This is a genomic window from Rhizobium sp. WYCCWR10014 (genome assembly GCF_001657485.1).
In the GTDB taxonomy this organism is placed as follows: Bacteria; Pseudomonadota; Alphaproteobacteria; order Rhizobiales; family Rhizobiaceae; genus Rhizobium.
The window spans coordinates 354,755-367,885 of sequence record NZ_LXFU01000051.1 but is presented as its reverse complement, the minus strand read 5'-3'; the positions used below and the strand labels follow the sequence as shown (position 1 = coordinate 367,885).

10 protein-coding genes and 1 pseudogene are annotated in these 13,131 nt (G+C 62.2%); 8 read left to right on the top strand and 3 right to left on the bottom strand.

What is annotated here, in order from left to right:
• The first annotated feature begins 2 nt into the window (after positions 1-2).
• From A6U98_RS31695 to A6U98_RS31665, 7 genes are all read left to right on the top strand, one after another.
• Positions 3-1,001, top strand: coding sequence for an ABC transporter permease (locus tag A6U98_RS31695; protein WP_018448785.1), 999 nt, complete (start codon positions 3-5; stop codon positions 999-1,001).
• The gene (locus A6U98_RS31690) at positions 1,001-2,173 is read left to right on the top strand and encodes an ABC transporter permease (protein WP_064655138.1); all 1,173 of its coding nucleotides are present in this window, start codon (positions 1,001-1,003) and stop codon (positions 2,171-2,173) included. Before A6U98_RS31695 ends, A6U98_RS31690 begins: the two co-directional genes overlap by 1 nt.
• A gap of 96 nt (positions 2,174-2,269) precedes the next feature.
• Positions 2,270-3,478 (top strand): glycosyltransferase family protein, encoded by a 1,209-nt coding sequence (locus A6U98_RS31685; protein WP_064655136.1) that lies wholly within the window; start codon positions 2,270-2,272, stop codon positions 3,476-3,478.
• 9 nt (positions 3,479-3,487) lie between these two features.
• Complete coding sequence (locus A6U98_RS31680) at positions 3,488-4,735, top strand: glycosyltransferase (protein WP_064655134.1); 1,248 nt, start codon at positions 3,488-3,490, stop codon at positions 4,733-4,735.
• Positions 4,732-5,877 carry a glycosyltransferase gene (locus A6U98_RS31675; RefSeq protein WP_064655355.1) on the top strand — a complete coding sequence of 382 codons (1,146 nt, stop codon included), beginning with the start codon at positions 4,732-4,734 and terminating at the stop codon, positions 5,875-5,877. The genes A6U98_RS31680 and A6U98_RS31675 overlap by 4 nt, the downstream gene beginning before the upstream one ends.
• A 182-nt stretch (positions 5,878-6,059) precedes the next feature.
• Positions 6,060-8,774, top strand: a complete 2,715-nt coding sequence (locus A6U98_RS31670; protein WP_064655132.1) for an ABC transporter transmembrane domain-containing protein — start codon at positions 6,060-6,062, stop codon at positions 8,772-8,774.
• A 103-nt stretch (positions 8,775-8,877) separates the two neighbouring features.
• Positions 8,878-9,345 carry a cyclic nucleotide-binding domain-containing protein gene (locus A6U98_RS31665; protein WP_024321680.1) on the top strand — a complete coding sequence of 156 codons (468 nt, stop codon included), beginning with the start codon at positions 8,878-8,880 and terminating at the stop codon, positions 9,343-9,345.
• Positions 9,346-9,353: 8 nt separating this feature from the next.
• Here A6U98_RS31665 and A6U98_RS31660 read toward each other — a convergent pair.
• The 3 genes and pseudogenes from A6U98_RS31660 to A6U98_RS31650 all read right to left on the bottom strand — a co-directional run bounded on the left by A6U98_RS31660 (position 9,354) and on the right by A6U98_RS31650 (position 11,560).
• Positions 9,354-9,643 (bottom strand): annotated as a pseudogene (locus A6U98_RS31660) (type II toxin-antitoxin system RelE/ParE family toxin).
• The gene (locus A6U98_RS31655) at positions 9,640-10,098 is read right to left on the bottom strand and encodes a hypothetical protein (RefSeq protein WP_064655129.1); all 459 of its coding nucleotides are present in this window, start codon (positions 10,096-10,098) and stop codon (positions 9,640-9,642) included. Before A6U98_RS31655 ends, A6U98_RS31660 begins: the two are co-directional and overlap by 4 nt.
• Before the next feature lie 130 nt (positions 10,099-10,228).
• On the bottom strand, positions 10,229-11,560 hold the full coding sequence (locus A6U98_RS31650) for an MFS transporter (RefSeq protein ID WP_064655127.1): 1,332 nt from the start codon (positions 11,558-11,560) through the stop codon (positions 10,229-10,231).
• Between the two features lie 378 nt (positions 11,561-11,938).
• On the opposite strand from A6U98_RS31650, the gene cyoA reads away from it, so the two are divergent.
• Positions 11,939-13,105, top strand: coding sequence for a ubiquinol oxidase subunit II (gene cyoA / locus A6U98_RS31645; protein ID WP_156667911.1), 1,167 nt, complete (start codon positions 11,939-11,941; stop codon positions 13,103-13,105).
• The last annotated feature ends 26 nt before the right edge of the window (positions 13,106-13,131 follow it).

Sequence of the window (13,131 nt, the reverse complement as noted above, 5' to 3'; positions counted from 1 at the left end):
GCGTGCTCAGATACATTCTCTGGCGCATCGCCGCCATGGTGCCGACGCTCTTCGTCATTTCAGCGCTGGTTTTCACCATCATCGAGCTGCCGCCCGGCGACTTCTTCGAGAGCCAGATCGCCGAGCTGCGTGCCTCCGGCGAGACCGCCAACCTCCAGGAAATCGAGGAGATGCGCCAGCAATACGGCTTCGACAAGCCGGAAATCGTGCGCTATTTCTATTGGGTCGGCGGCATGCTGCACGGCGATTTCGGCTATTCCTTCGAATACCAGCTGCCGGTCTCCGACGTGGTCGGCGATCGTCTGTGGCTGACGATGCTCGTCTCCTTCACGACGATCCTGCTCACCTGGCTGATCGCCTTTCCGATCGGCATCTATTCGGCCACGCACCAGTACAGCTGGGGTGATTACGGGCTGACGTTCCTCGGCCTGATGGGCATCGCCATTCCGAACTTCATGCTTGCTCTGATCCTGATGTATTTCGCCAATATCTGGTTCGGCATCTCGATCGGCCATCTGATGGACCAGCAATATATTTCGGCGCCGATGAGCTGGGAGAAGGCGCGGTCGATCCTCTCTCACCTGTGGATCCCGGTCATCATCGTCGGCACGGCCGGCACGGCCGGCATGATCCGGCGGCTGCGCGCCAACCTCCTCGACGAGATGCAGAAGCAATATGTCGTCACCGCCCGCGCCAAGGGCCTGCCGCCGCTGAAGGCGCTGGTCAAATATCCGCTGCGCATGGCGCTCAACTTCTTCGTCGCCGATATCGGCTCGATCCTGCCGTCGATCATCTCGGGCGCCGAGATCGTCGCGATCGTGCTGTCGCTGGAGACGACGGGGCCGATGCTCATCAAGGCGTTGCAGAGCCAGGACATGTATCTCGCCGGCTCCTTCCTGATGTTCCTGGCCTTCCTCAATGTCATCGGCGTGCTGATCTCCGACATCGCGCTCGGCTTCCTTGATCCCCGCATCCGTCTGCAAGGCAGGAGCACCAAATAATGTCGCCCCTTCCCGCACCCGGAGCGCCGCTTCCGCACTACGTCTCGACCGCGCCTTTCGATCCGCTTGCGACCGAAAGCATGACGTCGGCGCAATCGCGCATCCATCTCGCTTCGCAGAAGCAGCTGATGTGGTGGAAGTTCAAGCAGCACAAGCTGGCCTTGATCTCCGGCATCTTTCTCGCCGCCGTCTACCTGATGATCCTGATCGTCGAGTTCCTGGCGCCCTACGGCCTGCACACGCGCAATGTCGATTTCATCCATGCGCCGCCGCAACCCATCCACTTCTTCGACAAGGGCAGCTTCGTCGGTCCCTTCGTCTACGGCCGGAGCATGACGCTCGATCTAGACACGCTACACCGTGTCTATAGCGACAGGCCGAACGACGTGCAGCCGATCCGCTTCTTCTGCCGCGGCGATGGCTACAAATTCTGGGGCGTTGTTGCCTCGAATTATCATCTCGTCTGCCCGGCGATCGGCGGCCAGATGTTCCTGCTTGGCACCGACCGGCTCGGCCGCGACGTGCTGTCGCGCATCCTCTACGGCGCGCGCATATCGCTGACGATCGGTCTGATCGGCATTTCGATCAGCTTCGTGCTCGGCATCGTCATCGGTGGCCTTGCCGGCTATCGCGGCGGCATTTTCGATCTCATCGTCCAGCGCCTGATCGAAGTGCTGCAATCGCTGCCGAGCCTGCCGCTGTGGATGGCGCTGGCCGCCATCATGCCGGTGACGTGGAGCCCGATCGTCATCTATTTCGGCATCACCGTCATCCTCGGCATCATCGACTGGACGGGGCTCGCGCGTGCCGTGCGCTCCAAACTCCTGGCGCTGCGCGAGGAGGATTATGTCCAGGCCGCACAGCTGATGGGCGCCAGCACGCCGCGCATCATCGGCCGGCATCTGGTGCCGGGCTTCATGTCGCATCTCATTGCGTCGGCGACGATTTCCATCCCCGGGATGATCCTTGGGGAGACCGCGCTCTCCTTCCTCGGCCTCGGCCTTCGTCCGCCGATCACCAGCTGGGGCATTCTGCTGACCGAGGCAAAAAGCGTCAGCGTCATCGCCTTCTATCCGTGGCTGCTCTATCCGATCATTCCTGTTGTTCTTGTCATTTTGGCGTTCAACTTTCTGGGAGACGGCTTGCGTGATGCGGCAGATCCCTACAAATAGCAGGAAACGCGGCGGCGCATCATGGCACCGCCCCCACCTCTTGGCCTCCGGACGGTGGGGTTACTAACTATGTTGCTGACCCCAGAAGGGATGCCCATGTCCAGACGTCTCGAAGATGCGCGCATCCTCATGTACAGCCACGACACTTTCGGTCTCGGCCATCTGCGCCGCTGTCGCGCCATCGCCCATGCGCTGGTCGAGGATTATCGCGGCCTCAATATTCTGATCATTTCGGGTGCCACGATCGCCGGCGCCTTCGACTACCGCGCCCGTGTCGACTTCGTGAAGATCCCGAGCGTCATCAAGCTCCGCAACGGTGAATATACCTCGCTCGCCAGCCATATCGACCTGCACGAGACGCTGAAGATGCGAGAGTCGAGCATTCGCCACACGGCCGAGACCTTCCAGCCCGATATCTTCATCGTCGACAAGGAACCGATGGGACTGAAGGGCGAGGTCGAGGATACGCTGGCCTATCTCAAGGCCCGCGGCACCGTCCTGGTGCTCGGCCTGCGCGAGATCATGGATGCGCCGCATCTGCTCGAGGCCGAGTGGAAGAAGAACAGCATCATGCAGAAGATCGACCAGTATTACGACAGCGTCTGGGTGTACGGTCCGCCGGAATTCTACGATCCGCTGATCGGCCTCGACGTGCCGCAAAGCCTGCGCCGGAAGATGGATTTCGTCGGCTTCCTGCAACGCAGCGTCTCCAGGGGCAAGACCTCGATCAACGCCCGCAAGGATAATTACATCCTCGTCACGACAGGCGGCGGCGGCGACGGCTCCGATCTCGTCCACGACGTCATGAACGCCTATGAGGCCGACCCGACGCTGACGCAGAAGGCGCTCGTCGTGCTCGGTCCCTATATGCCGGCCGCCGAGCGGGCCAAGCTGGTTCAGAAGGGAGAAGCGATCCCCTATATCGAGGTGATCGAGTTCGATAACCACATGGAAGAGCTGATCGACGGCGCCACCGGCGTCGTCGCCATGGGCGGCTACAACACCTATTGCGAGATCCTCTCCTTCGACAAGCCAGCCCTCATCGTGCCGCGCGTCAAGCCGCGCGAGGAGCAGCTGCTGCGCGCCCAGCGGGCAAGCGAGCTCGGCCTCGTCGACATGCTGCTGCCGGACCAGTCGGTCGACCCCACAATCATGGCCGAAGCGCTGAAGCGCCTGCCCTTGCGCCAGCCACCGTCGAAGAGCGGCGGCAATATGCGTCTCGAAGGACTGGACCATATCTCGCAGACCGTCGGCCGCTGGATCGACGGCCGCGGCAGCCACCTTTCCCTCGTCGGCGCGGAATAGGGCACAGCCTTGCCGCCACGCCGCAAGATCCTCGTCGTGCTGAAAGGCTATCCCCGCCTTTCCGAAACCTTCATCGCCCAAGAGCTGCTCGGCCTCGAAAAGGCCGGCTTCGACCTCACCCTGATTTCGATGCGCCGGCCGACCGACAAGAAGCGCCATCCCGTCCATGACGAGATCCGGGCGCGCGTCGTCTATCTGCCGGAATATCTGCACGAGGAGCCGATCCGCGTGCTGAAAGGCCTCATCGCCGGTTTCTCCAAACCAGGCTTCAAGGCGCTGATGAAGCGCTTCCTCGCCGACCTCAAGCGCGACATCTCCCGCAATCGCCTCCGCCGGCTCGGCCAGGCGCTGGTGCTCGCGCGCGAATGGCCGGACGAGGGCGAATGGCTGCATGCCCATTTCATTCACACGCCGGCTTCGGTGACGGAATATGCGAGCATCCTGACCGGCACCCCCTGGACCTGTTCGGCGCATGCCAAGGACATATGGACATCGCCAGACTGGGAGCTGAACGAGAAACTCGGCAGCGCCCGCTGGACCGTCACCTGCACCAGGACGGGCTACGACCATATGCGCACCCTGACATCGCGCAGGGAGGCCGTGCACTTGAGTTACCACGGTCTCGATCTCGCCCGTTTCGGCCATTTTGCCGGCGAGCGCTCGGACCGCACCGGCGGCGACCCCGACGATCCGGCCTTCATCCTCAGCGTCGGCCGCGCCGTCGAGAAGAAGGGTTACGACGTGCTGCTGCGCGCGCTGGCGTTGCTGCCCGCCGACCTTCACTGGCGCATGGACCATATCGGCGGCGGCGAGGAGCTTGCCAAATTGAAGGCGCTCGCCACCGAACTCGGCATCTCCGGCCGCATCGTCTGGAAGGGCGCCTTGGCTCAGGAAGACGTGCTCGATCATTACCGCCGCGCCGACCTCTTCGCGCTTGCCTGCCGTATCGCCGCCAACGGCGACCGCGACGGCCTGCCGAACGTCCTGGTCGAGGCCTCGAGCCAGCGGCTCGTCTGCCTCTCGACCGAAGTATCGGGGGTGCCCGAGCTCCTGAAGAACGGTGAAAACGGCCTCGTCGTGCCGCCGGAGGATCCGGCGCTGCTGGCCAGAGCGCTGGAAGCAGCGATCCGCGATCCTGAACTGCGCAAGCGCCTCGGCGACGCCGCCGAAAGCCAGGTGCGCGAATATTTCGATTATCACTCCAGCATCAGACAGCTCACCGGCCTGTTCGAGGCCGAATGGCAGAAGGCGTCATGACGGCACCGCGTATTTTCTTCTACGTCCAGCATCTGCTCGGCATCGGCCATATAGCCCGCGCCAGCCGCATCGCCAATGCTCTGGTCAAGGACGGTTTTGATGTGACTGTCGTGACCGGCGGCCTGCCGGTGCCGGGCTTTCCGGGCGAAGGCGTGAAGACCGTGGCCCTGCCGGCGGTCGTCGCCAGCAATGCTGGTTTTTCCGGCCTCGCCGATGCCGAGGGCCGGCCGGCCGGCGAGGATTTCCTCAAGACACGCCGCCAGCTGCTGCTTGACGCCTTCAACGCCGCAAGGCCGGATGTCGTCATCATCGAAGCCTTCCCCTTCGGCCGAAGACAGATGCGCTTCGAACTGCTGCCCTTGCTCGAGGCGATCGACAAGGCCGAACCCAGGCCGAAACTCGTAAGCTCGGTGCGCGACATCCTGCAGGAAAACCGCAAGCCCGGCCGCGACGCGGAAACCGTCACGCTGGTCAAGGATCATTTCGATGCCGTGCTCGTCCACGGCGATCCCGGTTTCGTCAGGCTCGAGGACACCTTTCCGCTGACATCCGAGATCGCCGACAGGCTGCGTTATACCGGCCTCGTCGCAGCTCCGCCGGCGCCGGAACCGACCGAGACATTCGACATCATCGCCTCGGCGGGCGGCGGTGCGGTCGGCGCCGCACTGATCGGCGCGGCCAAAGAGGCGGCAGCGCTGCTGCCGGGCAATCTTCGCTGGCTGCTGGTATCAGGCCCGAACCTGCCGGAGGCCGATTTCGCCGCGCTGTCTGAGGACGTGGGCCCGAATGTGACGCTGGTGCGCTTCCGCAAGGATTTTCCCTCGCTGCTGCGCGGTGCCAAGGTGTCGATCTCGCAGGCAGGCTACAACACCGTCGGCGACCTGCTTCGCACCGAATGCCGGGCGATCCTCATCCCCTTCGTCGCCGGCGGCGAGACCGAGCAGACGGTGCGCGCCGAACGGCTGCAGGCGCTCGGCCTCGCCGATATCCTGCCGGAAGACGGACTGACGTCGGGCCATGTGAAAGAGGCGGTCGAAAAGGCGCTCGCCGCACCGCGCCGGGGGCCGGTCTTGCTCGACCTCGACGGGGCGGAGAAAACCGCCGGCATCATTCGCTCCATGATTGCCGAATCCCTCGCCTAATCCAAAATTCCTGTGATATAAGCAAAGTTCCGGCGAGAATCGGCATTTTTGCAGCCGGTCGCTTCGCCTTGTTTTCATTGCGATATCGGCGGTCCGGCTGCATGATCCTGTTCTCAAAATTCCTTCCCGTCCCGGCGCCCGGATCGCGCCCCCGGAATTTCCCAGCAAGCTGACGGTTAGCCATGGAAAAAAGCCTCGCCCGCTACATCTGGAAGAACACGCGGCTGCAGCAGCTGTGGATTCTGGCTGTCGTCGCCGCCTCGATGGTGCCCTATTTCCTGTCCTTCGACCTGCCGAAGCAGATCGTCAACGGACCGATCCAGGGTGACGGCTTCGAAGGTCCGGGCGCAACGCAGACCTTCATGCACATTGCCTACGACCTGCCGCTGATCGGCCATGTCGAATTCTTTCAAGGGTTGCAGCTCAACCGCTTCCAGATGCTGATGGCTCTCAGCCTGGTATTTCTGGCGCTGGTGGTGCTGAACGGCCTCTTCAAGTTCTACATCAACACCTATAAGGGCCGGCTCGGCGAGCGCATGCTGCGCCGTATCCGCTTCGAGCTGATCGACCGGGTGCTGCGCTTTCCGCCCATTCACTTCAAGCGGGTGAAATCGGCCGAAATCGCCACGATGATCAAGGACGAGGTGGAGCCGATGGGCGGCTTCACCGGCGATGCCTTCGTCTCCCCTGCCCTTCTCGGCGGCCAGGCGATCACGGCGCTCGCCTTCATCATCGTCCAGAATTTCTGGCTCGGCATGATCGCCGCCGGCATCGTCGGCGTCCAGGCGATCGTCATTCCCCGCATGCGCAAGCGCCTGCTGGATCTCGGCCGCCAGCGGCAGCTGACGGCGCGCGAGCTCTCCGGCCGCGTCGGCGAAATCGTCGACGGCATCGGCACGATCCACGGCAACGACACATCGAACCTCGAACGCGCCGACATCGCCTCACGGCTCGGCCGGATCTTCTCGATCCGCTACGACCTTTACCAGTGGAAGTTCCTGGTGAAGTTCATCAACAATTTCCTCGCCCAGGTCACGCCGTTCCTGTTTTACGCGATCGGCGGCTACCTGGCGCTGCAGGGCCGGCTCGACATCGGTCAGCTCGTCGCCGTCATATCCGCCTACAAGGACCTGCCCGGCCCGCTGAAGGAACTGATCGACTGGGACCAGATGCGCCAGGACGTGCAGGTGAAGTACCAGCAGGTCTACGAGCAGTTCAATGTCGAGCCGCTGATCGACAGCCGCATCCAGGAACTCGCGACCGCCCCGGTCGGGGCGCTGACGGGCGCGTTCGTCGTCACCAACCTGACGCTTTCCGACGACAGCGGCGCCCGCCTCGTCGACCATGTCTCCGTCGAGATCAAGCCGAACGAGACGGTGGCAATCGTCGGGCCGAACGGCAGCGGCGCGGAAGCCTTCGCCGAAGCGCTCGGCCGCATGGTCTGGCCGGACTCCGGCCGCATCACCATCGACGGCCGCGATCTCCTCGACATGCCGGAATCGATCACCGGCCGGCGGATCTCCTATGCCTCGTCCGACACCTTCTTCTTCCACGGCACGCTCGCCAGCAATCTGCTCTACGGCCTGAAACATGCGCCGATGACCGATCCGGTTTACGACGAGCGGGAAGCGCTGGAGTATAAATGGCATTCTGCCGAGGCGGAGAAGGCCGGCAATCCGACGCTCGACCTCAATAGCGACTGGGTGGACTACAAGGCCGCCGGCGCCAGCGGGCCCGAGGACATTCTGAAAGCGATCCGCCCGGTGCTCGACGCCGTCCTGATCTCGCAGGACATCCTCGATCTGGCGCTGCGCTCGACCGTCAACACCGACGTGCATGTGGCGCTCGGCGACCACGTCGTGGCGCTGCGCGCCTCGCTGCGCGACCGGCTGCGCGACGAGGGGCTCGACACGATCGTCGTGCCTTTCGATTTTGACGCCTATAACGGCCAGGCGACGGTCGGCGAGAACCTGCTCTTCGGCACGATGAAGCGGCCTTTGATGACCAACCGCAGGCTTGCCGCGCATCCCTATTTCCAGCAGCTCTTCCGTGAGACCGGGCTTAGCACCGACCTCTACGCCATGGGCCTCGAGATCGCCGAAAACGCGGTGGAACTCTTCCACGACCTGCCGCCGGACCATCCTTTCTTCCAGCAGCTGACCTTCATGACGGCGGACGACATTCCGACCTACCAGGCGCTGCTGCAGAAGCTGCAAAGCCGCCGCTTCGAGGATGCCACGCCGGAAGAACGTTCGGCCATCATCCGGCTGAGTTTTGCCTATATCGAGCCGCGCCATCGCTTCGGCTTGCTGACGAACGAACTCATGGAGAAGATCGTCAGCGCCCGCAAGCAGTTCCACGAGCATATTCCGGCCGATCTCGCCGAGCTGATCGAGCGCTACGACGCCGAGCGTTTCACCCCGTCGGCAAGCCTGATGGACAATGTGCTCTTCGGCCGCATCGCCTATCAGCAGGCCGACGCCTCCGAGCGCATCCGCGGCATCATGGGCGAACTCTTCGATGCGCTCGACCTTTATGACGACGTGCTGTCGATCGGCCTCGAATTCGACGTCGGCTCCGGCGGCAAGCGCCTGACCATGGTGCAGCGTCAGAAGCTGAACCTTGCCCGCGCACTGTTGAAGCGCTCGGACTATTTCATCTTCAACCGGCCGCTGTCGGCGCTCGACCAGCGCGTTCAAGATCAGATCACCCGCAACATCATCGAAGGCCTGCATGAAGAAGGCCATCGGCCGGCGATCATCTGGGTGCTTTCCAACGCCCGGCTGGCCGAGATGTTCGACCGGATCCTGCTCTTCGACCGCGGCGGATTGGCGGAAGCCGGAAACTATCCCGAACTTTCCGAGAAAAACGGGATGTTCAAGGAACTGTTATCGTAATATTCTATAGGGGCGGCGATAGTGGGTGTTCCCGTGGGGGAACGCCTTGGAGTTTTGAAGACGCACGGTCCCGCGGACCCTGCGTCAGGGGATTGAAACGCTCATGCTGTTGAGAGACGAAGTCGAAATGCTGCGAAGGGTGCCGATCTTTTCAAGGATTGCGCCAGCAAAGCTCAAGCTTTTGGCCTTTACTTCTGATCGCATGACCTACAACGCCGGGCAGAACCTCTTTCATCAAGGCGATGTCGGTGATGCCGCTTACGTCATCCTCTCGGGTACCGCCGATATCGTCGTCTCCTCGCCGGCCGGCGAGATCAAGGTCGCCGATGTCGAACCCAATTCCATCGTCGGCGAAATCGCCATCCTCTGCGACGTCTCGCGCACGGCAACGGTGCGCGCCACCTCGCCGCTCGAGGTGCTGCGCATCAGCAAGGAGCACTTTTTGAAGCTGCTCAGCGATTTCCCGGAAATGGCCGTGGAAATCATGCGCGTGCTGGCCGACCGCCTGAACCACACCACGGCGGAGCTAACCGCGGCCCGGGCGGCAAAACAGCCGCAGATGGCGCAGTAAAAGCGCATTCAGCCTTTCGGCGGCCATTGCTGGGCACCATGCAGGAAATGCAGTATCTCGATCGTCTCGCTCTTCGGCAGATAACGATAGACGACAAGGAACGGCGTTCGAGAGATGATGAATTCGCGCGTTCCCTGCCTTCGCCCTTTTCGTCCCATTTCCGGATGATCCCGCAGCAGGATCGTTTGTCGCGAATTTCGTCCAGACCATTAAGGGCAGCCGCACGGTCTTGCGCTGCAATATATGCGGTCGCCTGCTGCCTGGCTCTACGGGCCGTCTCAGTCGAGATGATCCTCACTTGCCCTCATTCTTAAGCAAGCCAAGCAACTCGCTACGCTCGCGCGCCATCTCTTCCTCAACGACCTCGTGAGGAACCCAGACGGTATTGGGATCGTCGGCTTCCCGGATCGCTTCCTCGACCTGTTCGCGGAACCACTTGTCGTATTCCGCCGCCTCATGGGTAAGACGCAGAGCGGCGTCCCGATCCGGCCGCAGGGCCGTCTCCGGAGCGTAACCGGCCGCATCGACGTCGAACCGCGAGATGCCGACGTTCGTGAGGTAAGAAACCAAGGCATCCATGCGCTTGAAGACGCGCACCTGCCTGCTGCGTTGGGCCGCAAGCGGGCGCTCGACCTTGCCGTAGCGGATGACGACGGACCAGCCACCGGTCTTGCCGACGACGTGGACTGCGTGTAGGGCGCCCGCCTCGACCAGACGCGAGAGCGTCGCGTGATCGATGGTTCCTGCTGTCATGGCATATCCTCGCTCAGGCCGACAAGATATGCATTTCATTCCGGATTGCTACGCGTTCAACAATTGGACCTGCGCTGTTACAACCGAAAGCCTGCATGGTTTCCCATGCAGATCTTTTGTTCGACAGCGTCTATTCGCGCTGTTCCAGCGCCCTGCTGAAGGCAAGTGCTGCAAGCGTGCAGATGGCGCCGGAAAGCAGGTAATAGCCGACGAAGGTCAGGCCGAAGCGGCTGGATAGGCTGAGCGCCACCAGTGGCGCAAAACCCGCGCCGATCAACCAGGCCAGATCCGAGGTGAAGGCGGCACCCGTATAGCGGTAGCCGCGGCCGAAGCGGGACGAGATCGAGCCGGTCGCCTGGCCGAAGGAAAGACCGAGCACGCCGAAGCCGATGATAACGAAAGCGTCATGGCCGCTGTTGCCGGATGCGATCAGGCTCGGCCCGATAAAGCTGAAGACGGCGATGATGACGGCGCAGATGGCAAGCTGGGCGCGCCGGCCGATACGGTCAGCGATCAGGCCAGACGCGATGATCGTGAGGATGCCGACCGCGGCGCCGATCACCTGCACCACCATAAAGGCGCCGATCGGCTGGTTGCCGTAAAGGCTCATCCACCCGAGCGGGAAGATGGTGACGAGGTGGAACATGGCAAAACTCGCGAGCGGCACGAAGGCGCCGATCAGGATGTCGCGGCCGTGGACCCGCAGCACGTCGAGGATCGGTGCTGCTTCCAGCTCATGCTGCTCCAGCAGCGTCCCGAACTCCTTGGTCATGACCAGCCGCAAACGCGCAAACAGCGCCACGACGTTGATCGCGAAGGCGACGAAGAAGGGATAACGCCAGCCCCAGGAGAGGAAATCCTCACTGGAAAGATTGGCGACGAAATAACCAAACAGCGTGCTTGCCAGCGCAAAGCCGATCGGCGCGCCGAGCTGCGGGATCATCGCATACCAGCCACGGTGCTTGGCCGGTGCGTTGAGCGCCAGCAGCGAGGCAAGGCCGTCCCAGGCGCCGCCGAGCGCGAAGCCCTGGCCGAGACGGAAGAGCGCAAGCAACGCGATCGACCAGACGCCGATCTCCTCGTAACCCGGCAGGAAGGCGATCGATGCTGTGGAGCCGCCGAGCAGGAAGAGCGCGATGGTCAGCTTGGTGCCACGGCCATACAGCCGGTCGATCGTCATGAAGACGACGGAGCCGACGGGGCGGGCCAGGAAGGCCAGCGAGAAGATGGCGAAGGAATAGAGCGTTCCCGTCAGCCTGTCCGGCGCGAAGGGGAAAATCAGCTGTGGAAAGACCAGGACCGAGGCGAGGCCGTAGACGAAGAAATCGAAGAATTCCGACATGCGGCCGATCACCACGCCGATGGCGATGCTGCCCGGCGAAACCGGCTTGTCGTCGTGAATGCGCCGCGCGTCGCGTTCCAGCGACGATGATGACGGCCCGTAATTCGATGTTGTAGCCATGAAACGCCTCCCTCGTTGAAGCGCTTTCGCCAAGGCGCCTCAGCCTGATCTTGATCAAACCTGCAGGCTTATCAAGTCCGTAAGACGTAAATAGTTCGTCATGGCGGCTCAAAATGAGGCGTGGGCAGGAAAAATAGCGTGATCCGGGCAGCGATTTTCCCATGGGAACGCTGGCATGGCCGGTTCTTACGGATATATTGATTGGAACATGCGCTCGCGAAAAATCCTTCTTGATTTCATCAGGATTTCAAAGCTGTAGTGCAACATGATTTGTGCCGCAGTGCGGCATGATTGCTGCACTGCGACCAAACACCTCATGTCGCTATCAGGTCCAGTGCGTTAGTCGCGGAACAAACGAAACAACAAGAGCTTAGAGACGTGCCAAAACTCATGAAGTTTTCCCGCCTTCTATCCGTCTTGCCGCTGCTTTTCCTGGCAGGATGCAACATGGTGGTCATGGCGCCCTCCGGCGACATCGCCGTGCAACAGCGCGATCTCATCGTCATCTCGACGGTGCTGATGCTGTTGATCATCATACCGGTGATCTTCCTGACGCTATTCTTCGCCTGGCGCTACCGCCGCTCCAATACGGCCGCCACCTACGCGCCGGAATGGCACCATTCGACCCGTCTCGAAATCGTGATCTGGGCGGCACCGCTGGCGATCATCATCGCGCTCGGCGCCGTCACCTGGATTTCCACCCATAAGCTCGATCCCTACCGCCCGCTCGACCGCCTCGATGCGGAGCGCGCCATTCCGGCCGATACCAAGCCGTTGAACGTCGAGGTCGTGGCGCTCGACTGGAAGTGGCTGTTCTTCTATCCCGAACTCGGCATCGCTACCGTCAACGAACTTGCTGCCCCGGTCGACAAGCCGATCAATTTCAAGATCACCGCCTCCTCGGTGATGAACTCCTTCTACATCCCTGCCCTTGCCGGCCAGATCTATGCGATGCCCGGCATGGAGACGAAGCTGCATGCCGTCATCAACAAGCAAGGCGAATATGAAGGCTTCTCCGCCAATTACAGCGGAAGCGGCTTCTCGCACATGCGCTTCAAGTTCCACGGCCTCGACCAGGCGGGCTTTGACGCCTGGGTGGCGCAGGTCAAGCAGCAGGGCACGATGCTCAACCGCGACGCCTATCTGAAGCTCGAGAAGCCGAGCGAGAAGGAACCGGTGCGTTATTATGCCGGAGCCGATGCCGACCTTTACAATGCCATCCTCAACATGTGCGCCACACCTGGCAAGATGTGCATGAACGAGATGATGCACATCGACATGATGGGCGGCGGCGGCAAGGAAAGTGCCGAGAACCGCGAAAAGCTGCGATATGACGACCGTCATGCCGACGAAGGCATCGTGGCGCCCGCCGCCACCGTGCCGGCGACCGGGGCTCCGGCACGCAGCGAGCCTGCCGAGCGGACCGACGGCAACAGCATGCAGCACGACATGCCCGGCATGGACATGCAGCATGAGGGTCATTCCATGCCCGGCATGAGCAATGGCGCCGATCCGGCGCCGGCGCAGCTCAACAACAACAATTAACCTGGCGCTTTGCGTCGCAAGACATA

Coding starts and splice junctions, on each gene's coding strand:
- A6U98_RS31690 (WP_064655138.1), top strand. CDS start 1,001: ATGTCGCCCCTTCCCGCACCCGGAGCGCCGCTTCCGCACTACGTCTCG.
- A6U98_RS31685 (WP_064655136.1), top strand. CDS start 2,270: ATGTCCAGACGTCTCGAAGATGCGCGCATCCTCATGTACAGCCACGAC.
- A6U98_RS31675 (WP_064655355.1), top strand. CDS start 4,732: ATGACGGCACCGCGTATTTTCTTCTACGTCCAGCATCTGCTCGGCATC.
- A6U98_RS31670 (WP_064655132.1), top strand. CDS start 6,060: ATGGAAAAAAGCCTCGCCCGCTACATCTGGAAGAACACGCGGCTGCAG.
- A6U98_RS31665 (WP_024321680.1), top strand. CDS start 8,878: ATGCTGTTGAGAGACGAAGTCGAAATGCTGCGAAGGGTGCCGATCTTT.
- A6U98_RS31655 (WP_064655129.1), bottom strand. CDS start 10,098: ATGACAGCAGGAACCATCGATCACGCGACGCTCTCGCGTCTGGTCGAG.
- A6U98_RS31650 (WP_064655127.1), bottom strand. CDS start 11,560: ATGGCTACAACATCGAATTACGGGCCGTCATCATCGTCGCTGGAACGC.